This window comes from Variovorax paradoxus, assembly GCF_030811855.1.
Lineage (GTDB): Bacteria > Pseudomonadota > Gammaproteobacteria > Burkholderiales > Burkholderiaceae_C > Variovorax > Variovorax paradoxus_L.
This window is the reverse complement of sequence record NZ_JAUSRN010000013.1, coordinates 148,223-168,130: the sequence shown is the minus strand read 5'-3', so window position 1 is coordinate 168,130 and position 19,908 is coordinate 148,223. Positions and strand designations below refer to the sequence as shown.

The window sequence follows — 19,908 nt, the reverse complement described above, 5'->3', positions numbered from 1 at the left end:
TGGGGAAAAAGCCGCAGCCGCGCTGCGAATCAAGGACGCTTTAAGTGACCACCACCCAAAACGTTGAGGCGATTGTGCCATAGGGTCTTTGGCAAACAGGCCGCTGGACGGCCCGGAAGCGTAGGACGGAGGCGGAATAGCCGCCTTCTGTTGCGGCGGTGCGACACCCCTCACAGCGTAAAATTTCGCCTTCCTGCCGCCAGCCTCTCGCTCAATGACCTCCTTCGCCAAAGAAACCCTGCCCATTAGTCTCGAAGAGGAAATGCGCAGCAGCTATCTCGATTACGCCATGAGCGTGATCGTTGGCCGGGCGCTTCCCGATGCGCGCGACGGCCTCAAGCCGGTGCACCGGCGAGTGCTGTACGCCATGCACGAGCTCAACAACGACTGGAACCGGGCCTACAAGAAGTCCGCCCGTATCGTGGGCGACGTGATCGGTAAGTACCACCCGCACGGTGACCAGTCGGTCTACGACACCATCGTGCGGCTGGCGCAGGACTTTTCCATGCGTCATATGCTGGTCGACGGCCAAGGCAACTTCGGGTCGGTCGACGGAGACAACGCGGCCGCAATGCGGTATACGGAAATCCGGCTCGCCAAAATTGCGCACGAAATGCTGGGCGATATCGACAAGGAAACTGTCGATTTCCAAGACAATTACGACGGTTCGGAAAAAGAGCCCAAGGTCTTGCCGAGCAAACTGCCCAATTTGCTGGTGAATGGCTCCGGCGGTATTGCAGTGGGCATGGCCACCAATATTCCACCGCACAATCTCAATGAAGTGGTGGACGCCTGCCTGCACTTGCTGCGCAATCCGGAGGCCTCCATCGACGAGTTGATGGAAATCGTGCCGGCGCCCGACTTCCCCACCGCCGGCATCATTTACGGCATCAATGGCGTCCGGGACGGCTACCGCACGGGCCGCGGCAAGGTCGTGATGCGCGCCAAGTGCCACTTCGAGGACATCGACCGTGGCCAGCGCCAGGCGATCATCGTCGACGAGCTCCCCTACCAGGTCAACAAGAAGACGCTGCAGGAGCGCATGGCCGAGCTGGTGCACGAAAAGAAGATCGAAGGCATCAGCCACATCCAGGACGAGTCTGACAAGTCGGGTATGCGCCTGGTGATCGAGCTCAAGCGCGGCGAAGTGCCCGAGGTGGTGCTCAACAACCTCTATAAGCAGACGCAGCTGCAAGACACCTTCGGCATCAACATGGTGGCGCTGGTCGATGGCCAGCCCAAGCTGTGCAATCTGAAGGACCTGATCCAGGTCTTCCTGCAGCACCGCCGCGAAGTGGTCACGCGCCGCACCGTCTTCACCCTGCGCAAGGCCCGAGAACGCGGCCACGTACTCGAAGGCCTCGCGGTGGCGCTGGCCAACATCGACGATTTCATTTCGATCATCCGCAACGCCCCGACGCCGCCGGTCGCCAAGGCCGAACTGATGACCCGCAGCTGGGACAGCAAGCTGGTGCGCGAAATGCTCACGCGTTCACGCGCCGATGGCGGCGTGGTCAATGCCGACGACTACCGCCCCGAGGGCCTGGAGCGCGAGTTCGGCATGGGTTCGGACGGTCTCTATCGCCTGTCGGAAACCCAGGCCCAAGAAATCCTTCAGATGCGCCTGCAGCGCCTGACCGGTCTCGAGCAGGACAAGATCGTTGCCGAGTACAAGGAAGTCATGGCAGAGATCGACGACCTGCTCGACATCCTGGCCAAGCCCGAGCGTGTTTCGGTCATCATCGGTGACGAACTCGGCACCATCAAGCAGGAGTTCGGCCAATCGAAGCTCGGCGCGCGCCGCAGCCTGGTCGAGCACAGCGCTTTCGATCTCTCGACCGAAGACCTGATCACCCCGACCGACATGGTGGTGACGCTCTCGCACAGCGGCTACATCAAGAGCCAGCCGCTCCACGAATACCGGGCGCAAAAACGCGGCGGGCGCGGCAAGCAGGCCACGGTCACCAAGGAAGACGACTGGATCGACCAGCTCTTCATTGCCAACACGCACGACTACATCCTGTGCTTTTCCAACCGCGGCCGGCTCTACTGGCTCAAGGTGTGGGAAGTGCCGGCGGGATCGCGCGGATCGCGCGGCCGCCCGATCGTCAACATGTTCCCGCTGCAGGAAGGCGAGAAGATCAATGTGGCACTTGCCCTGACCGGCGAGAAGCGCAACTTCCCGGCCGACCAGTATGTGTTCATGGCCACCTCCATGGGCACGGTCAAGAAGACCACGCTCGACGAATTCAACAACCCCCGCAAGGGCGGCATCATCGCAGTCAACCTCGATGAGGGCGACTACCTCATCGGCGCCGCCCTCACCGACGGCAAGCACGACGTGATGCTGTTCAGCGACGGCGGCAAGGCGGTGCGCTTCGACGAAGAGGACGTGCGTCCGCTGGGGCGCAATGCTCGCGGCGTGCGCGGCATGTCGCTCGACCCGGGCCAAGGCGTAATTGCCATGCTGGTGGCCGAGGACGAGCAGCAAAGCGTGCTCACCGCCACCGAAAATGGTTACGGAAAGCGCACAAGCATTACCGAGTACACCCGTCATGGCCGGGGAACCAAAGGCATGATTGCGATTCAACAGAGCGAGCGCAACGGCAAAGTCGTTGCCGCCACCCTCGTGCATGCGGACGATGAGATCATGCTCATCACCGACAAGGGCGTGCTAGTGCGCACCCGGGTTGCCGAGATTCGTGAACTGGGTCGCGCGACGCAAGGCGTCACGCTGATCGGGCTCGACGAAGGCGCCAAACTCAGCGGGCTACAGCGAATCGTCGAAAACGACGCCAACGGCGAGACCGAGCCGGGCGCAGACGATACTTCCACATCTTCAACGGAGAACCCTCAGTGAAAAAATTCAAGCTCGCACTTCTGACTGTCGCCCTGGCTGGCAGCTCGATGGCCGCCATGGCGCAGGACAAAGCCGCGCTTATCAAGCAGTTCGTGGACGTGCAACGCCCCGGCATCGAATCCCTCGCACGCGGACTGGTCGAGCAATCGAGCGCGCCCATCGCGCAGGCTGGTTCGCAGTACCTGCAAACGCAAGTGCCCGAAGCCAAGCGCGAGTCGGCTGCCAAGGCCGCCGACGCCGAACTGAAGAAGTACTTCGACGAGGCCTATCCGATCGTGCGCGACAAGGCCGTGCAGCTGGCACCAGGCGCCCTCACCCCGCTGCTCGAGCAGAACTTCAGCGAAGAAGAACTCAAGCAACTGCTGGCCTGGATCAACTCGCCGCTCAGCAAGAAGTACCAGGACCTGAATCCGAAGATGCAGACCGCCCTGACCGAAAAGCTCGTGACCGAAACGCGCGGAACCATCGAACCCAAGATGCGCGCACTCGACGAAAACGTGGCCAAGGCGCTGGGTGCTCCGACCGGCGGCTCGCAACAAGGCGCCGCTCCCGCCAAGGCCCCAGCCAAGGCTCCCGCCAAGAAGTGACGTGACACAACAGCAGCAGCCCAAGCCCGTCGGCACACGCCCGTACAACTTTTCCGCAGGTCCGGCCGCCATGCCGGAGGCGGTGCTGCAACGCGCCGCCTCCGAAATGCTCGACTGGCAAGGCAGCGGAATGAGCGTGATGGAAATGAGCCATCGCGGCAAGGAGTTCGGCGCCATCTGCACCCAGGCCGAAGCCGACATCCGCACACTGCTGGCTGTGCCCGAGAATTTCCACATCCTCTTCATGCAGGGTGGCGGGCTCGGTGAGAACGCCATCGTGCCGATGAACCTGTCGCGCGGCAAATCCGCCGACTTCGTCATCACCGGCAGCTGGAGCATAAAGTCGCAAAAGGAAGCGCAGCGCTATTGCACGGCGAACATCGCCGCCAGCAACGCCGCCGACCATCACACGCGGCTGCCCGACCCGTCGACCTGGCAACTGACGCAAGACACCTCGTACGTGCACTTGTGCACCAACGAGACGATCAACGGCATCGAATTTCATCAACTGCCCGACCTGGCGGCCCTTGGCAGCAATGCGCCGCTGGTCATCGACTTTTCGTCGCACGTGGCCTCGCGCAGCATCGACTGGCGCCGCGTCGGCCTGGCATTCGGCGGAGCCCAGAAGAACCTCGGCCCGGCCGGCCTCACGCTCGTGATCGTGCGCGACGACCTGCTCGGCCATGCGCTCGAGATCTGCCCCAGCGCCTTCAACTACAAGATCGTTGCCGACAACAAGTCGATGTACAACACCCCGCCGACCTGGGGCATCTACATCGCGGGGCTTACTTTCCAGTGGCTGCTGCAGCAAACCGAAGGCACGCTCACGGGCGTGGCCGCCATGGAGCAGCGCAACGTCGCCAAGGCCAAGCTGCTGTACGACTTCATCGACGCGTCTTCGTTCTACGTCAACAAGATCGATCCGGGCTGCCGCTCCCGAATGAACGTACCGTTCTTTCTCGAGGACGAGTCCCGGAACGACGCCTTCCTGGCCGGCGCCCGCGAGGCCGGCCTGCTGCAGCTCAAGGGCCACAAGTCGGTCGGCGGCATGCGTGCGAGCATCTACAACGCCATGCCGCTGGAAGGCGTACAGGCACTTGTGGGCTACATGCGAGAATTCGAGCGATCGCATGCCTAGGCGCATGCCCAGCTGCTCGCACCGATGACCGCCTCCGCTCCAACTCCGCCCTCCTCTTCCGACAACTCCGAGAGCCTTGCCGGTCTGCGCGTGCAGATCGATTCGCTCGACCAGCAACTGCTCAGCCTGCTCAATGAGCGGGCACACGTGGCCGAGCTGGTCGGCGAGGTCAAGAAGCGCGAAGGTACGCCGTATTTCCGCCCCGACCGCGTGGCGCAAGTCATCGAAAAGATGCAAAAGAGCAATGGCGGTCCGCTCAAGGACCTGCATGTTGCGGCCATCTGGCGCGAGATCATGTCGGCCTGCCTGGCGCTGGAATCACCCCAGCGCGTCGCCGTGCTGGGCCCCGAAGGCACCTTCTGCGAACAGGCCGCCATCGAGTACTTCGGCGGCGCCGCCGACCTGATCTACTGCGCCAGCTTCGACGAGGTGTTCCACGCCACGGCGGCGGGCAGCGCCCAATATGGCGTGGTGGGCGTCGAAAACTCGACCGAAGGCGTGGTCACGCGTTCGCTCGACCTGTTCCTGCACTCGCCCACCCACGTGGTCGGCGAAGTCAGCCTGCTGGTGCGCCACCATCTGCTGCGCAGCAGCAGCACGCTCGATGGCGTCGAGGCGGTGCTGGCCCACCCGCAGGCGCTGGCCCAGTGCCAGACCTGGCTGTCCAAGCACCTGCCCAACGCCGAGCGGCGCGCCGTTTCGAGCAATGCCGAAGGCGCGCGGCTCGCGGCCACCAATCCGGCCTGGGCCGCGCTGGCCGGCGAACGTGCCGCCACCCGCTTCGGCCTGCACATCGTGGCGCACGCCATCCAGGACGACTCCTACAACCGCACCCGTTTCTCGGTCATCTGCCTGCCCCAGACGCTGGCCATGCCGCCAGCCTCCGGACGCGATTGCACGAGCCTGATCGTTTCCGTGCCCAACCGCCCCGGCGCCGTGCACGACCTGCTGGTGCCGCTGAAGGTCAACAACGTGTCGATGACCCGTTTCGAGTCGCGGCCCGCCCGCACCGGCCAGTGGGAGTACTACTTCTACATCGACCTGGACGGCCATCCCTCGCAGCCCAACGTGGCTGCCGCCCTGGCCGAGCTCCGCGGTCTCTGCGCGTTCTACAAGGTGCTTGGCGCCTACCCCGTCAAAGCCTGAGCCGGACAGCAAACACATGTTCGAGCAATTGGGATTGATCGGCTGCGGCCTCATGGGCGGCTCCTTTGCGCTTGCGCTCAAGCGCGCAAAACTCGTGAAACGCGTGGTCGGCTACAGCAAGTCACCCTCCACCACCGAGCGGGCGCGCCAGCTCGGCGTGATCGACGTGGTGGCGCCTTCCGCGCTGCTGGCGGTCTCGGGCTCCGACCTGGTGCTGCTGGCCGTGCCGGTCGCAGCTTCGGAAGCCACCTTCAAGGCCATTCGCCACGGCATTTCGAACGACACGCTGGTGATGGACGTGGGCTCGACCAAGGGCGACGTGATCGAAGCCGCGCGCAACGGCCTGCAGGACCAGTTCGCCCACTTCGTTCCGGCCCACCCAATTGCCGGCAAGGAGGTGTCGGGCATCGAGCACGCCGACGCTTCGCTCTACGCCGGCCGCAAGGTCGTGCTGACTCCCGTCAAGGCCACGCTACGCTCCAACGTGCAGCGCGCTTCCCAAGTCTGGAGCGGCATTGGCGCCAACGTGGTCACCATGACGCACGAGGAACACGACAGCGCCTTCGCGGCCGTAAGCCACCTGCCGCACCTTTTGGCCTTCGCCTATATCAACGCCCTTGTCGCGCAGCCGCAGGGCGACCGCTTCCTGGGCCTTGCCGGTCCTGGCTTTCGCGACTTTTCGCGCATCGCGGCCAGCGACCCGGTGATGTGGCGCGACGTGCTGCTTGCCAACCGCGAGCAGGTGCTGCTGCAATCACAGGCCTTCCGCAAGGCACTGCTCGAAATGGAGGCGCTGATGGCGGCCACCGACGCGCAGGCGCTGGAGCATGCGATTGCCGCCGCCAGCAAGGTCCGCACCGGCTGGCAGCCCAACACCGGCCCTTCGCAGGACGCCTGACATGTTCTCGACGGCCTTCCTGGACATTCCTCCCCTGGCGTCTGCGTCGGGCACCGTGCGGCTGCCCGGCTCCAAGAGCATCTCGAACCGCGTGCTGCTGCTGGCGGCGCTGGCGAGCGGCACCACCACCATCCACGACCTGCTCGATTCGGACGACACCCGCGTGATGCTCGATGCGCTGCGCGCGCTCGGCTGCGGCATCGACGCCGCAGGCAGTACGCTGCGCATCACCGGAATGGGCGGCCAGTTGAAGCCTGGCGGACCGCTGCTGCCGCTCTTCCTCGGCAATGCGGGAACCGCCATGCGGCCGCTGACCGCTGCCCTGTCGCTGCTCGGCGGCGAGTTCGAACTGAGCGGCGTGCCGCGCATGCACGAACGGCCGATCGGCGATCTGGTCGATGCGCTGACCCAGCTCGGCTGCCAGATCGACTATCTGGGCAATCCCGGCTATCCGCCGCTGCGCATCCGGCCGGTCGATCATGGCGCGCTGGCGCTCGATGCACCCATCCGCGTACGCGGTGACGTGTCGAGCCAGTTCTTGACCGCGCTGCTGCTGGCCTTGCCGCTGGCAGCTCGCAAAGACATCGTCATCGAGGTCGTCGGCGAGCTCATCTCCAAGCCCTACATCGAGATCACACTGAACCTGCTGGCACGCTTCGGCATCAGCGTGCGGCGCGACGGCTGGGAGCGCTTCACCATTCCCGCCGGCAGCAGCTACAGCTCGCCGGGCGACATCCACGTCGAGGCCGATGCCTCCTCTGCCAGCTATTTCATCGCGCTGGGTGCCATTGCCACGGGCGCCCGCGGCCAGAAGGGCATCCGCATCGAAGGCGTGGGGGCCGATTCGATCCAGGGCGACATCCGCTTCATCGACGCGGCCCGGCAGATGGGCGCAGAGGTCGACAGCGGGCCCAATTGGCTCCAAGTGCGCCTCGGGGTCTGGCCGCTCAAGGCCATCGACCTCGACGCGAACCACATCCCCGATGCCGCCATGACGCTCGCCGTCATGGCGCTGTATGCCGACGGCCCGAGCACCCTGCGCAACATCGCCAGCTGGCGCGTCAAGGAAACCGACCGCATCGATGCCATGGCCAACGAGCTCCGAAAGCTCGGCGCCACCGTCGAATCCGGCCCCGATTTCATCCGGGTGCACCCACTCGCGCAGGCCGACTGGCGGCCGGCCACCATTCGCACGTATGACGACCACCGCGTGGCCATGTGTTTTTCGCTCGCGGCGTTCAATCCAGCCCAGGTGCCGGTGCGCATCCTCGAGCCCCACTGCGTTGCCAAGACCTTTCCGGACTACTTCGAAACCCTGTTTTCGGTGGCCGAGGCGCACGAGATCCCGGTGATCTGCATCGACGGCCCCACCGCCTCGGGCAAGGGCACGCTGGCGGCCGAAGTGGCCCGCCTGCTCGGCTACCACTACCTCGATTCGGGCTCGCTCTACCGCGTGACCGGCCTGGCCATGCGGCGCGCCGGGCTCAGCGCCGACCCGCAGCACGAGGCGCAGATCGCCGCGCTCGCGAGCGCCCTGCCGCTGCACTTCACCGAAGGCAAGGTGCTGCTGGCCGGCGAGGACGTGAGCGACGACATCCGCACAGAAGCCGCCGGCATGGACGCCTCCCGCGTCTCCACCCTGCCCGCGGTGCGTGCAGCGCTTTTGGCCCTCCAGCAGCGCTTTCGGCAGCTTCCGGGCCTGGTGGCCGACGGCCGTGACATGGGCACCGTGATCTTCCCCGACGCAGCGCTGAAGGTCTTCTTGACGGCCAGTGCCGCGCAGAGGGCCGAACGCCGGCATAAGCAGTTGATTTCAAAGGGTATTTCGACTACACTTGACAGTCTTCGCTCCGACTTGGAAGCGCGCGACGCCAGGGACTCATCCCGCAGTGTTGCTCCCCTCAAGCCGGCGCAGGATGCCCGCCATCTCGACAACTCCCAGCTGTCCATCGAGCAATCGATCGACCAGGTGTTGAACTGGTGGCAGGAAGTTCAGCCGTTCAAGCACGCTTGAACGGCTTGAAGTTACAGCCTTTCAGGTCCGCCCGAAAGGCTCGCGCCAACCGGATTCGGGGTAGCGCATACCGCTCCAGCAGGCTCCTCTCGCGCGACAGCGCACTGGCCTGCTGGTTGTTCAACCAACCGGGCACCAGCCCACAAAACCGCCGTCTCCAGACTCACAGCAGCCGCACGCAATTTCGCAAGAGCGCCTGCCAACCCTGCCTGACGGAAGGAACCATAAATGTCTGAATCTTTTGCCGACCTATTCGAAGAGTCCCTGAAGCGTTCCGAAATGCGCACCGGCGAGGTCATCACGGCCGAAGTCGTGCGTGTCGAACACAACCACGTCGTCGTGAACGCCGGCCTCAAGTCCGAAGCGTACGTGCCGATCGAGGAGTTCAAGAACGACAAGGGCGAACTCGAAGTCCAGGCCGGCGACTTCGTTTCCGTTGCCATCGGCAGCGTTGAAAACGGCTACGGCGACACCATCCTCTCGCGCGACACCGCCAAGCGTCTGGCCTCGTGGCTCGCGCTCGAGAAGGCACTGGAATCCGGCGACTTCGTCACCGGCACCACCAGCGGCAAGGTCAAGGGCGGCCTTACCGTGCTCGTCAACGGCATCCGCGCGTTCCTGCCGGGTTCGCTGATCGATACGCGTCCGATCAAGGATCTGACGCCGTACGAAAACAAGACCATGGAATTCAAGGTCATCAAGCTCGACCGCAAGCGCAACAACGTCGTGTTGTCGCGCCGTGCCGTGGTCGAAGCCAGCATGGGCGAAGAGCGCGCCAAGCTGATGGAGACCCTGAAGGAAGGCGCTGTTGTCCGCGGCGTGGTCAAGAACATCACCGAATACGGTGCGTTCGTCGACCTCGGCGGCATCGACGGTCTGCTGCACATCACCGACATGGCATGGCGCCGCGTTCGCCATCCGAGCGAAGTGGTTCAGGCTGGCCAGGAAATCACCGCTAAGATCCTCAAGTTCGACACCGAAAAGAACCGTGTCTCGCTGGGTCTCAAGCAAATGGGCGACGACCCGTGGATGGGCGTTTCGCGCCGCTACCCGCAATCGACCCGCCTGTTCGGCAAGGTCACGAACATTGCCGACTATGGCGCGTTCGTCGAACTCGAACCCGGCATCGAAGGCCTGGTGCACGTCTCCGAAATGGACTGGACCAACAAGAACATCGCTCCGAACAAGATCGTCTCGCTGGGCGACGAAGTCGAAGTCATGGTCCTCGAAATCGACGAAGACAAGCGCCGCATCAGCCTGGGCATGAAGCAGTGCAAGGCCAACCCGTGGCAAGAGTTCGCGCAAAACACCAAGCGCGGCGACCGCGTCAAGGGCCCGATCAAGTCGATCACCGACTTCGGCGTGTTCGTGGGCCTGGCTGCCGGCATCGACGGCCTGGTGCACCTCTCTGACCTCTCGTGGAACGAAGCCGGCGAAACCGCCGTTCGCAACTACAAGAAGGGCCAGGAAGTCGAAGCGATCGTGCTGGCTGTGGACGTCGACCGCGAGCGCATCAGCCTCGGCATCAAGCAGCTCGACAGCGACCCGTTCACCACGTTCACCACGGTGAACGACAAGGGCCAGATCGTGACCGGCAAGGTCAAGACCGTGGACGCCCGCGGCGCTGAAATCGACCTCGGCGAAGACATCATCGGCTACCTCCGCGCCAGCGAAATCTCCCGCGACCGCGTGGAAGATGCACGCAACGTGCTGAAGGAAGGCGACGAAGTCACCGCCATCGTCGTGAATGTGGATCGCAAGACCCGCAACATCCAGCTGTCGATCAAGCAGAAGGACATGGTCGACGAGCAAGGCGCCATGGCCAACCTGAGCCAGCAGTCGGCACGCGAAAACGCGGGCACGACCAGCCTGGGCGCCCTGCTGCGCGCCAAGCTGGACAACAACGACAGCAAGTAAGCTGCATCCGAAGACAGAGCAGGCCCTGGGGCCGCTCTGTCTTTTTTTTCGTCCACGTTTTTGTTTGGCCTATGACCCGCTCTGACCTCGTCGAAGAACTTGCAGCGCGCTTTGCGCAGTTGACGCACCGCGATGCCGAATACGCCGTCAAGACCATCCTCGACGCGATGAGCGACGCGCTGGTGCGCGGGCACCGCATCGAGATCCGCGGTTTCGGCAGCTTCTCGGTCAACCGGCGTCCGCCACGCATCGGCCGCAATCCGCGTTCGGGCGAAAGCGTCCAGATTCCCGAAAAGCGGGTGCCGCACTTCAAGCCCGGCAAGGCGCTGCGCGAAGCTGTGGACGCCAAGACCGCCGAGCTGGATGCCGGCAAGGAAGCCAAGGGCCGCAAGGCCTGATGATCCGCGTGGATGATGCAAACGTAGAATGCTCCCGGCAACGGGAATGGCTATGAAATACCTCCTGTGGCTGCTCAAGGCAGCCATTTTTTTTACGCTTTTTGCTTTCGCGCTGAACAACCAGCACGACGCGACTGTCTACTTCTTCTTTGGCACCAATTGGCGCGCGCCGCTGGTGCTGGTGGTGCTTGCGGCTTTTGCAGGCGGCCTCGTCGTCGGTGCGCTTGGCATGCTGCCCGGATGGTGGAAGCACCGCGCCGCAGCAGCGGCCCAGCAACCCTCCATGCCCGAGCAAACGCCGGCAACGACCGGATCGCCTGCCGCACCCACGCCCACACCGGCACCGTCCATCACCGCCACCGACCTACCTGCCGTACGCCAACATGGACTTTGATCCCAGCTGGCTGCTGATCAGCCTGCCCATCGCCTTCGTTCTGGGCTGGCTCGCCTCGCGCTTCGACATCCGCCAGCTCAAGCTCGAAAACAGGCAAGCCCCCAAGGCCTATTTCCGCGGCCTTAACTTCTTGCTCAACGAGCAGCAAGACCAGGCCATCGATGCGTTCATCGAGGCCGTGCAGAACGACCCCGACACGCAGGAGCTGCACTTCGCCCTCGGCAACCTGTTCCGCCGCCGCGGCGAATACCAGCGTGCAGTGCGCGTGCACGAGCATCTGCTGGGCCGAGGCGATTTGAGCCGCGGCGACCGGGAGCGCGCCCAGCATGCGCTGGCGCAAGACTTCCTGCGCGCCGGCCTGCTCGACCGTGCTGAAGCGGCACTGCAAAAGCTCGAGGGCACGCGCTACGAGAACGAGGCGCGGCTTTCGTTGTTGGCCATCTACGAGCGTTCGCGCGAATGGACCCAGGCCGCCGACGTGGCGCAAAAACTCGACGAGTCCGATCAGGCGAGCTACAGCACGCGCCGGGCCCATCATCTGTGCGAGCAGGCGGCCGAACAGGTCGCGGCTGGCGACCTGGCCGGGGCCAACCGGCTGCTCTCGGAGGCCGTGGCACTGGCCCCGCAGGCGCCGCGCCCGGCCATCGACTCGGCCACGCTGCAATTGCGCAATGGTGAGGCCACGACGGCGTTCAATACGCTCGTCGCACTGAGCGACACCGCTCCGCTCGCGCTGCCGCTGTATGCGGCCGCGTTGCAGCAGTCAGCAGTGGCCGCGCACCGCGAAGCTGAGGCGCTTCAACTGCTGCAGCGCCGCTATGCCGAATCGCCGTCGATCGACGTGCTCGAAGCGCTGATGGCCCTCGGCGGTTCCCCCGCCCATGCGGTTGCAGCGGCAGAGGGCTTGTCGCTCGCCCCGCGCGACGGCTACATCGCGCATCTTGCCCAACAGCCTTCGTTGGTGGCGGCCTCGCGCTGGCTGGCCGGCGAACGCTTCGAGCATGAGCAGTTCCATCCGCAAGTGCAGCGCGCACTCGACCAGGCCACGCGGCCGCTGATGCGCTACCGCTGCGCGGCCTGCGGCTTCGAGGCGCACCAACACTTCTGGCACTGCCCCGGATGCCAGGCCTGGGACAGCTATCCGCCGCGCCGCGTCGAAGAACTCTGAGCAACGTTCCGAACATGTTTCGGAACAATGGTGACCAGCGTCGTTGCGGCATGCCGCGCCGTCAACGCCTTTTTCCCTGTATTCGTTGAACGCGAGCCGGCGAGTTGTCGGCAAACGAAATCAACAACTAGGGAGTTTGAAATCATGCTGAAGAAAATTCTGGCCACGCTGGTCATGCTGTTTGCGGCTGCTTCGTTCGCTGCCGTCGATGTCAACAAGGGCACCGCCGCCGATCTCGATGGCATCAAGGGCATCGGCCCGGCCATGTCCAAGCGCATTCTCGATGCGCGAAAGACGGGCGAGTTCAAGGATTGGCCCGACTTCATGCAGCGCATCAAGGGCGTGAAGGAAAAGAAGGCCGAGAAGCTGTCGGCCGAAGGACTCACGGTCAATGGCCAGGCATTCGGTGGCCAAGCCAGCGCACCGGCAGCCGTCAAGGCCGACAAGGCCGCAAAGCCCGTCAAGGCAGCCCCCGTTGCTGCCGATGCGAAGCCAGCCAAGCCCTGACCGAAAGGCGATAGCGAACGGCCACAAGCCAGTTGCCCGGTCCCGCATCCGCAGACCGTTGGCAGCTCAAAGCAAAACCGCCCTCGAGGCGGTTTTTTTACGTGGGCCGAAGCACCGGACAGTGTTGCCACGCGGCGCCCCGTGGCAGGGAAATGCCTCAGGAGTGGCCCGGAATTTGCACGTATGCTCGTTTCCGTTTTCACTCTCATCGTCCCGGAGCGCTCATGAATCACAAGTTCGGCATTGCCCTGGCCGGCCTCACCCTCGGTGCTGCAGCCTTCGCGCAAACCAAGTGGGATCTGCCCACCGCCTACCCAGCGACCAACTATCACACCGAAAACATCACGCAGTTTGCAAAAGACGTGGACGCCGCCACCGGCGGCAAGGTCAAGATCACGGTGCATGCCAACGCGTCCCTGTTCAAGGCGCCCGAAATCAAGCGCGCAGTGCAAAGCGGCCAGGCACAGGCCGGCGAGATCCTGCTGGCCAACTACGCGAACGAGAACCCGATCTACGCGCTCGACGGCGTTCCTTTCCTCGCGACCACCTACCCCGAAGCAAAGAAGCTCTACGAGGCCTCCAAGCCCGCCATGGAAAAGCTGCTTGCCGCGCAAGGCATCAAGGTGCTGTTCATGGTGCCATGGGCGCCGCAGGGCATCTATTCCAAGAAGGAGATCAGCTCGGTGGCCGACCTGCGCGGCATCAAGTGGCGCGCGTACAGCCCCGCCACCGCAAAGATCGCCGAACTGATCGGCGCGCAGCCGGTGCAAATTCAGCAGGCCGAACTCAGCGCCGCCATGGCCACTGGTGTGATCGAAAGCTACATGAGCTCCGGCTCCACCGGCTACGACACCAAGACCTACGAGCACATCAAGAACTTCTACGACACCCAGGCCTGGATTCCGAAGAACGCGATCCTCGTCAATGCCAAGGCCTTCGATGCGCTCGACGCCACTACCAAGGCCGCCGTCACCAAGGCCGCGGCTGATGCCGAAGCCCGCGGCTGGAAAATCGCACAGGAGAAGAACGACGAATACAAGCGCCTGCTGGTCGAGCGCGGCATGAAGGTTCACAAGCCCTCGGCCAAGCTCGACGCCGATATGCGCCAGGTCGGCGGCATCATGCAGGCCGACTGGCTCAAGGCCGCCGGCCCCGAAGGTGCGGCCATCATCGAAGCCTACAAGAAGAAATGACGAAGCTGCTTCGACCCTCACGCGCCACGCGGGAGCCCTGAGCCGTGCGCCGCTTTCTCGACCGCCTGTACGACGGCGCAGGCGCGCTCGGCGCCTTTTGCGTGTTCCTGATCTTCGTGCTGATGATCCTGGCCGGCGTGGGCCGCCAGATGAACTGGCACGTGAGCGGGCTCAACGACGTGGTGGCGTGGCTGTGCGCCGCCGCCGCGTTCTTTGCAATGGCACATGCCTTCCGGCACGGCGACTTCGTGCGTGTGACGCTGCTGCTCGATGCCGTGCCCGCCAAGGTGCGGCGCGTGCTCGACGTGGTGTGCCTGTTGATTGCGTCGGTGTCGGTGGCCTACCTCACCTACTGGGCCACCAGCTTCACCTACGAGAGCTACGAGTTCGCCGAAATGGCAACGGGCCTCGTCGTCATCCCGATCTGGATTCCGCAATCGACCTTCGTGATTGGCTGCTGGTTGCTGCTGATTGCCATGGTCGATGAACTGGTGGGCGTGGTACGCGGCGAGAAGCCGAGCTACCAGCGCGCCATCGAAGAACGCCACGCCGCGGGCGACTTCTCTTCCGACGTCTGAACCACAACAACAAAGACACCGATGTTCGAAAACCTCTGGATGGGCGCGTTGCTGCTCGCCATCATGCTGTTGTTGCTAGCGGGGGGCGTGTGGATCGCAATGACGCTGGCCATTGTGGGCTGGGTCGGCCAAGCCTTCTTCACCAACACGCTGCCGGGAAAGAACCTGTTTTCGGCCTTCTGGGAAAGTAATGCGAGCTGGGAGCTGGCGGCGCTGCCTCTCTTCATCTGGATGGGCGAAATTCTCTTTCGCACCAAGCTCAGCGAAGAGATGTTCGAGGGCCTGCGCCCCTGGCTCAACCGTGTGCCCGGCCGGCTGATGCACACCACCATTCTCGGCTGCGGCGTGTTCGGCTCGGTCTCGGGCTCGTCAGCCGCCACCTGCGCGACCATCGCGAAGGTGGCGCTGCCCGAACTCAAGCGCCGTGGCTACAACGAGAAGCTGGCCATCGGCTCGCTTGCCACCGCCGGCACGCTGGGCATCCTGATTCCGCCGTCGATCACGATGGTGGTTTACGCCGTGGCGGCCGATGCCTCGATCATCCGCATCTTCCTGGCCGGCTTCCTGCCGGGTTTCCTGCTGATGCTGCTGTTTTCGGGCTACATCGGCTGGTGGAGCCTGCGCAACCCGGACCAGGTACCGCCCGCCGATCCGCCGACCACCTTCAGGGAAAAGATCCGGCTCTCCGGCAACCTCATTCCGTGCGCGCTGCTGATCGTCTTCATCGTCTGGGTGCTGGTGGCAGGCTGGGCCACGGCCACCGAATGCGCCGCCTTCGGCGTGCTGGGGTCGCTGGGCATCGCGGCGTGGGGCAAGAGCCTCACCTGGAAGAATTTCAAGGAGGGAATCATGGGTGCCACGCGCACCAGTTGCATGATCATGTTCATCCTGGCCGGCGCCGCCTTCCTCACCAAGACCATGGCCTTCACGGGCATTCCACGCGAGCTGGCCGAGTGGGTCGACAGCATGCATCTCTCGCCCTATGCGCTCATCGGAGCGCTGGTGGCGGTGTACCTGGTGCTGGGCACGGCGCTCGACGGCATCTCGATGATCGTGCTGACCAGCGCGGTGGTGCTGCCGATGATCCAGAAAGCCGGTTTCGACCTGATCTGGTTCGGCATCTTCATCGTGCTGCTGGTCGAGATCGCCGAGGTCACACCGCCGGTGGGCTTCAACCTTTTCGTGCTGCAGAACATGACCGGCAAAGACAGCAACGTGATCGCCAAGGCGGCCATTCCGTTCTTCTTCTGCCTGGTGCTGTGCATCGTGCTGATCACTCTGTTCCCGAGCATCGTGACGATCTTGCCCGATGTCGTGATGGGCAAAGAAAAGTAAGCGGCCTGCGGATAATCGCCGCCATGCTGCTGAACGCCTTCGTCATCTGCCTCGCCGCCTGCGTCGGCGCCCTCATGCGCTGGGGCTTCGCGCTCTGGCTCAACCCAGGCAGCGCGCTCCCCTGGGGCACGCTCGCAGTCAACCTCATCGGCGGTTACCTGATCGGCGTGGCTATCGGCGTCTTCAACGGACTTCCCGACATCGACCCCGCTTGGCGGCTCATGGTCATTACCGGGTTCCTCGGCACGCTCACCACCTTTTCCAGCTTCTCCGCCGAGGTCGTCGGAATGCTGATGAACGGAAGGCTCGGCCTTGCGCTGGGCACCGTGGCCCTGCACCTGGGCGGGTCGCTGTGCATGACGTGGCTCGGCCTGCGAACCGTGCAGTCCTTCTCGGGCTAAAAGCCTCCGATAACGCCCGCTACCCTGCGGTTATGACCAAGGTCCACCAGAGGGCCGGTCGATAGAATCGATCGCAATGCCCCTGGTCTTCCTCGTCGCTCTTCCATTCATTGCCAGCGTGCTGGCCGCGTTGATGCCGTCGAACGCGCGCAATCGGGAATCGACGCTGGCGGGGCTCGTTGCGCTGGGCTGCGCGTTGCAGGCCGCATGGCTCTTTCCGCAGATCGCGCACGGCAATGTGCTGCGCCAGGAGATCGAGTGGCTGCCGGAGCTCGGCCTCAACCTCGTGTTCCGCATGGACGGCTTTGCATGGCTGTTCTGCATGCTCGTGCTCGGTATCGGCGCGCTGGTGGTGCTCTACGCCCGCTACTACATGTCGGCCTCCGACCCGGTGCCGCGCTTCTTCTCTTTCTTTCTCGCATTCATGGGCGCAATGGTGGGCGTGGTGCTCTCGGGCAACCTGATCCAGATGGTGCTGTTCTGGGAGCTCACCAGCCTGTTCTCGTTTCTCTTGATCGGCTACTGGCATCACCGGCGCGACGCGCGGCGCGGCGCGCGCATGGCGCTCACCGTCACCGGTGCCGGCGGACTCTGCCTGCTGGCAGGCACGCTGGTGCTGGGCCGCATTGCCGGCAGCTACGACCTGGACGTGGTGCTGGCCTCGGGCGACGCCATTCGCGCACATGCGCTGTATCCCGCCGCACTGGTGCTGATACTGCTGGGCGCCTTCACCAAGAGCGCGCAGTTCCCGTTCCACTTCTGGCTGCCGCGCGCCATGGCGGCACCGACCCCCGTCTCGGCCTACCTGCATTCGGCCACCATGGTGAAGCTCGGCGTGTTCCTGATGGCGCGGCTGTGGCCGGTACTCTCGGGAACCGAGCAATGGTTCTGGCTGGTTGGCGGCGCGGGCGCAATCACGCTGCTGCTTGGCGGCTTCGTGGCCATGTTCCAGCGCGATCTGAAGGCGCTGCTCGCGTACTCGACGATTTCCCACCTCGGGCTCATCACCCTGCTGCTCGGCCTCAACAGCCCACTGGCCGCGGTGGCGGCCGTGTTCCACGTCATGAACCACGCGACCTTCAAGGCATCGCTCTTCATGGCCGCCGGCATCATCGACCACGAGAGCGGCACGCGCGACATCCGCAAGCTCAGCGGGCTGCTGCGACTGATGCCGATCACGGGCTCGCTGGCCATCATCGCCAGCGCCTCGATGGCCGGCGTGCCGCTGCTCAACGGCTTTCTCTCTAAGGAAATGTTCTTTGCCGAGACGGTGTTCATCCAGGCGACGCCCTGGGTCAACGTGAGCCTGCCGATCATCGCCACCGTCGCGGGCATCTTCAGCGTGGCGTACTCGGCGCGTTTCGTGTTCGACGTGTTCTTCGGTCCGCCGTGCGAGCCCGACGTGCCGAGGCAGCCGCACGAGCCGCCGCACTGGATGCGCGTGCCGGTCGAGTTGCTGGTGCTGGTCTGCCTGGTGGTCGGCGTGGCGCCGGCCTGGTCCATCGGCGCGCTGCTCGCGGCCGCCGCCATGCCAGTGGTGGGCGGTGTGCTGCCCGAGTACAGCCTGGCCGTATGGCACGGCTTCAACCTGCCGCTCGCGATGAGCTTCGTGGCGCTGGCAGGCGGCTTGGTGCTGTACCTGTCGCAGCGCCGCCGCCGCGCACGCGGCGAGCTCGAACGCACGCCGCTGCTGCACCGCTTCGACGGCCAGGCCTTCTTCGAGCACCTGCTCGCGCAGCTCAGCGAAGTCGGCCGGCGCAGCCGCCGCGTGCTGGGCACCCGGCGGCTGCAGGTGCAGTTGCTGCTGCTGATCGCGGTGGCGGGCGCGGGCGCCGCGGTTTCGCTCTATACGGCACCTGTGGCGCGCGGCACCCGCGAGCTGTTGCCGTTCTCCACGATGTTCGCCATGACCTGGCTCATCGGCGGGGTCTGCGCACTGGCCTCGGCGTGGCAGGCCAAGTTCCACCGGCTCGCCGCGCTGATGCTCGCTTCGGGCGCGGGGCTGGTCTGCTGCGTGACCTACATCTGGTTCTCGGCGCCCGACCTCGCGCTGACGCAACTCGTGGTCGAAGCCGTGACCACGGTGCTGATCCTGCTCGGACTGCGCTGGCTGCCGATGCGCAGCAAGGACGCCGTTCAGTCCGCGCGCACCCGGCTGCGGCCCTGGGGGCGACGCGGGCGCGACCTGCTGGTGGCGACGGCCGCCGGCAGCGGCATGGCGGCGCTGGCGTGGCTGATGATGACGCGCGAGTTTCCGCAGAGCATCTCACCCTTCTTTCTCGAACGCGCCCTCACCGAAGGCGGCGGCACCAACGTGGTCAACGTGATGCTGGTGGACTTCCGCGCGTTCGACACCTTTGGCGAAATCACCGTGCTCGGCGTGGTCGCGCTCACGGTCTATGCGCTGCTGCGCCGGTTCCGGCCGGCGCGCGAATCGATGGCGCTGCCGGTGCAGCAGCGCGCGCAGGCCGACGATGGAAGCAGCGACCTCTTGAACCCGCGCCTCGCCAAGGATACGGCCGTGGGCTACCTGATGGTGCCGGCCGTGCTGGTGCGGCTACTGCTGCCGCTTGCGGTGCTGGTGTCGGTGTACTTCTTCATGCGCGGGCACAACGCACCCGGCGGCGGCTTCGTCGCGGGGCTGGTGATGTCGGTGGCGCTGCTGCTGCAGTTCATCGTCTCCGGCACCGAGTGGGTAGAAGAGCATCTGCGCATCTACCCGCGCCGCTGGATCGCCATGGGCCTGCTGTTTTCGCTGGCCACCGGCGGGGGCGCAGTGCTGGTCGGCTATCCGTTCATGACCACGCACACCGCGCACTTGCACCTTCCGGTGCTGGGCGAGCTGCACGTGCCGAGCGCGCTCTTCTTCGACATTGGCGTGTTCGCACTGGTGCTCGGCGCCACCATGTTGATCCTCACCGCGCTGGCCCACCAATCGATTCGCAGCCACCGTTGGGCCGACGAGCAGCGCGAGAAAGAGGCAATGGCGCAGGCCGAAGCTGTGGAGGGCGTGCACTGATGGAAGCCGTGCTCGCACTCGCCATCGGCGTGCTCACCGGCTCGGGTGTGTACCTGCTGCTGCGCCCCCGCACCTTCCAGGTGATCATGGGGCTCACGCTCATCTCATACGGCGTCAACCTGTTCATCTTCAGCATGGGCCGGCTCAAGCTCGACAGCGAACCCGTGCTGGTGAAGGGCTTCACCGCCACGCTGGCGAACACCGCCGACCCGATGCCGCAGGCCTTGGTGCTGACGGCCATCGTCATCGGGTTTGCGATGACGGCCTTGTTCCTCGTCGTGCTGCTGGCTTCGCGCGGCCTCGCGGGAACCGACCACGTGGACGGTGAAGAGCGGCAGGAGGCAGCAGAGTGACG

The 19,908-nt window shown here is 64.6% G+C and carries 17 protein-coding genes; all 17 read left to right on the top strand.

The annotated features are described in order from the left end of the window. The first annotated feature begins 214 nt into the window (after positions 1–214). Positions 215–2,860, top strand: coding sequence for a DNA gyrase subunit A (gyrA, locus tag J2X92_RS22680; RefSeq protein ID WP_307578957.1), 2,646 nt, complete (start codon positions 215–217; stop codon positions 2,858–2,860). After that, a complete protein-coding gene (locus J2X92_RS22675; RefSeq protein ID WP_093018375.1) occupies positions 2,857–3,447 on the top strand; it encodes a DUF2059 domain-containing protein in 591 nt (196 codons plus the stop codon). The genes gyrA and J2X92_RS22675 overlap by 4 nt, the downstream gene beginning before the upstream one ends. 70 nt (positions 3,448–3,517) lie before the next feature. Next, positions 3,518–4,585, top strand: coding sequence for a 3-phosphoserine/phosphohydroxythreonine transaminase (gene serC / locus J2X92_RS22670; protein WP_307578994.1), 1,068 nt, complete (start codon positions 3,518–3,520; stop codon positions 4,583–4,585). 24 nt (positions 4,586–4,609) lie between these two features. Further along, entirely contained in the window at positions 4,610–5,731 is a 1,122-nt protein-coding gene (gene pheA, locus J2X92_RS22665) for a prephenate dehydratase (RefSeq protein ID WP_307578954.1), read from the top strand. A 16-nt stretch (positions 5,732–5,747) separates the two neighbouring features. Continuing rightward, entirely contained in the window at positions 5,748–6,629 is an 882-nt protein-coding gene (locus J2X92_RS22660; RefSeq protein WP_307578952.1) for a prephenate dehydrogenase, read from the top strand. 1 nt (position 6,630) lies between these two features. Next, positions 6,631–8,643 carry a bifunctional 3-phosphoshikimate 1-carboxyvinyltransferase/cytidylate kinase gene (locus J2X92_RS22655; RefSeq protein ID WP_307578950.1) on the top strand — a complete coding sequence of 671 codons (2,013 nt, stop codon included), beginning with the start codon at positions 6,631–6,633 and terminating at the stop codon, positions 8,641–8,643. A gap of 228 nt (positions 8,644–8,871) precedes the next feature. Then, the gene (gene rpsA / locus J2X92_RS22650) at positions 8,872–10,560 is read left to right on the top strand and encodes a 30S ribosomal protein S1 (RefSeq protein WP_055799200.1); all 1,689 of its coding nucleotides are present in this window, start codon (positions 8,872–8,874) and stop codon (positions 10,558–10,560) included. Between the two features lie 71 nt (positions 10,561–10,631). Next, positions 10,632–10,958, top strand: a complete 327-nt coding sequence (locus tag J2X92_RS22645; protein WP_019654766.1) for an integration host factor subunit beta — start codon at positions 10,632–10,634, stop codon at positions 10,956–10,958. A gap of 52 nt (positions 10,959–11,010) precedes the next feature. Next, on the top strand, positions 11,011–11,352 hold the full coding sequence (locus J2X92_RS22640) for a LapA family protein (RefSeq protein WP_307578946.1): 342 nt from the start codon (positions 11,011–11,013) through the stop codon (positions 11,350–11,352). Then, positions 11,342–12,520, top strand: a complete 1,179-nt coding sequence (lapB, locus tag J2X92_RS22635) for a lipopolysaccharide assembly protein LapB (protein ID WP_307578944.1) — start codon at positions 11,342–11,344, stop codon at positions 12,518–12,520. Before J2X92_RS22640 ends, lapB begins: the two co-directional genes overlap by 11 nt. A 144-nt stretch (positions 12,521–12,664) precedes the next feature. Beyond that, a complete protein-coding gene (locus J2X92_RS22630; protein WP_307578942.1) occupies positions 12,665–13,027 on the top strand; it encodes a ComEA family DNA-binding protein in 363 nt (120 codons plus the stop codon). Positions 13,028–13,251: 224 nt separating this feature from the next. Beyond that, on the top strand, positions 13,252–14,220 hold the full coding sequence (locus J2X92_RS22625; protein ID WP_307578940.1) for a TRAP transporter substrate-binding protein: 969 nt from the start codon (positions 13,252–13,254) through the stop codon (positions 14,218–14,220). Between the two features lie 44 nt (positions 14,221–14,264). Then, complete coding sequence (locus tag J2X92_RS22620; RefSeq protein ID WP_307578937.1) at positions 14,265–14,798, top strand: TRAP transporter small permease; 534 nt, start codon at positions 14,265–14,267, stop codon at positions 14,796–14,798. 21 nt (positions 14,799–14,819) lie between these two features. Next, positions 14,820–16,133, top strand: a complete 1,314-nt coding sequence (locus tag J2X92_RS22615; protein ID WP_307578936.1) for a TRAP transporter large permease — start codon at positions 14,820–14,822, stop codon at positions 16,131–16,133. Between the two features lie 23 nt (positions 16,134–16,156). Then, on the top strand, positions 16,157–16,534 hold the full coding sequence (gene crcB, locus J2X92_RS22610; protein WP_055799221.1) for a fluoride efflux transporter CrcB: 378 nt from the start codon (positions 16,157–16,159) through the stop codon (positions 16,532–16,534). Positions 16,535–16,610: 76 nt separating this feature from the next. Beyond that, on the top strand, positions 16,611–19,553 hold the full coding sequence (locus J2X92_RS22605) for a monovalent cation/H+ antiporter subunit A (RefSeq protein ID WP_307578933.1): 2,943 nt from the start codon (positions 16,611–16,613) through the stop codon (positions 19,551–19,553). Further along, entirely contained in the window at positions 19,553–19,906 is a 354-nt protein-coding gene (locus tag J2X92_RS22600; protein WP_307578931.1) for a Na+/H+ antiporter subunit C, read from the top strand. The genes J2X92_RS22605 and J2X92_RS22600 overlap by 1 nt, the downstream gene beginning before the upstream one ends. Positions 19,907–19,908 lie beyond the last annotated feature (2 nt).

Bases quoted from the DNA above. Each gene is read 5' to 3' on its own strand.
- gyrA (WP_307578957.1), top strand. From the start codon at position 215: ATGACCTCCTTCGCCAAAGAAACCCTGCCCATTAGTCTCGAAGAGGAA.
- serC (WP_307578994.1), top strand. From the start codon at position 3,518: ATGCCGGAGGCGGTGCTGCAACGCGCCGCCTCCGAAATGCTCGACTGG.
- pheA (WP_307578954.1), top strand. From the start codon at position 4,610: ATGACCGCCTCCGCTCCAACTCCGCCCTCCTCTTCCGACAACTCCGAG.
- J2X92_RS22660 (WP_307578952.1), top strand. From the start codon at position 5,748: ATGTTCGAGCAATTGGGATTGATCGGCTGCGGCCTCATGGGCGGCTCC.
- J2X92_RS22655 (WP_307578950.1), top strand. From the start codon at position 6,631: ATGTTCTCGACGGCCTTCCTGGACATTCCTCCCCTGGCGTCTGCGTCG.
- rpsA (WP_055799200.1), top strand. From the start codon at position 8,872: ATGTCTGAATCTTTTGCCGACCTATTCGAAGAGTCCCTGAAGCGTTCC.
- J2X92_RS22645 (WP_019654766.1), top strand. From the start codon at position 10,632: ATGACCCGCTCTGACCTCGTCGAAGAACTTGCAGCGCGCTTTGCGCAG.
- J2X92_RS22640 (WP_307578946.1), top strand. From the start codon at position 11,011: ATGAAATACCTCCTGTGGCTGCTCAAGGCAGCCATTTTTTTTACGCTT.
- lapB (WP_307578944.1), top strand. From the start codon at position 11,342: ATGGACTTTGATCCCAGCTGGCTGCTGATCAGCCTGCCCATCGCCTTC.
- J2X92_RS22630 (WP_307578942.1), top strand. From the start codon at position 12,665: ATGCTGAAGAAAATTCTGGCCACGCTGGTCATGCTGTTTGCGGCTGCT.
- J2X92_RS22625 (WP_307578940.1), top strand. From the start codon at position 13,252: ATGAATCACAAGTTCGGCATTGCCCTGGCCGGCCTCACCCTCGGTGCT.
- J2X92_RS22615 (WP_307578936.1), top strand. From the start codon at position 14,820: ATGTTCGAAAACCTCTGGATGGGCGCGTTGCTGCTCGCCATCATGCTG.
- crcB (WP_055799221.1), top strand. From the start codon at position 16,157: ATGCTGCTGAACGCCTTCGTCATCTGCCTCGCCGCCTGCGTCGGCGCC.
- J2X92_RS22605 (WP_307578933.1), top strand. From the start codon at position 16,611: ATGCCCCTGGTCTTCCTCGTCGCTCTTCCATTCATTGCCAGCGTGCTG.
- J2X92_RS22600 (WP_307578931.1), top strand. From the start codon at position 19,553: ATGGAAGCCGTGCTCGCACTCGCCATCGGCGTGCTCACCGGCTCGGGT.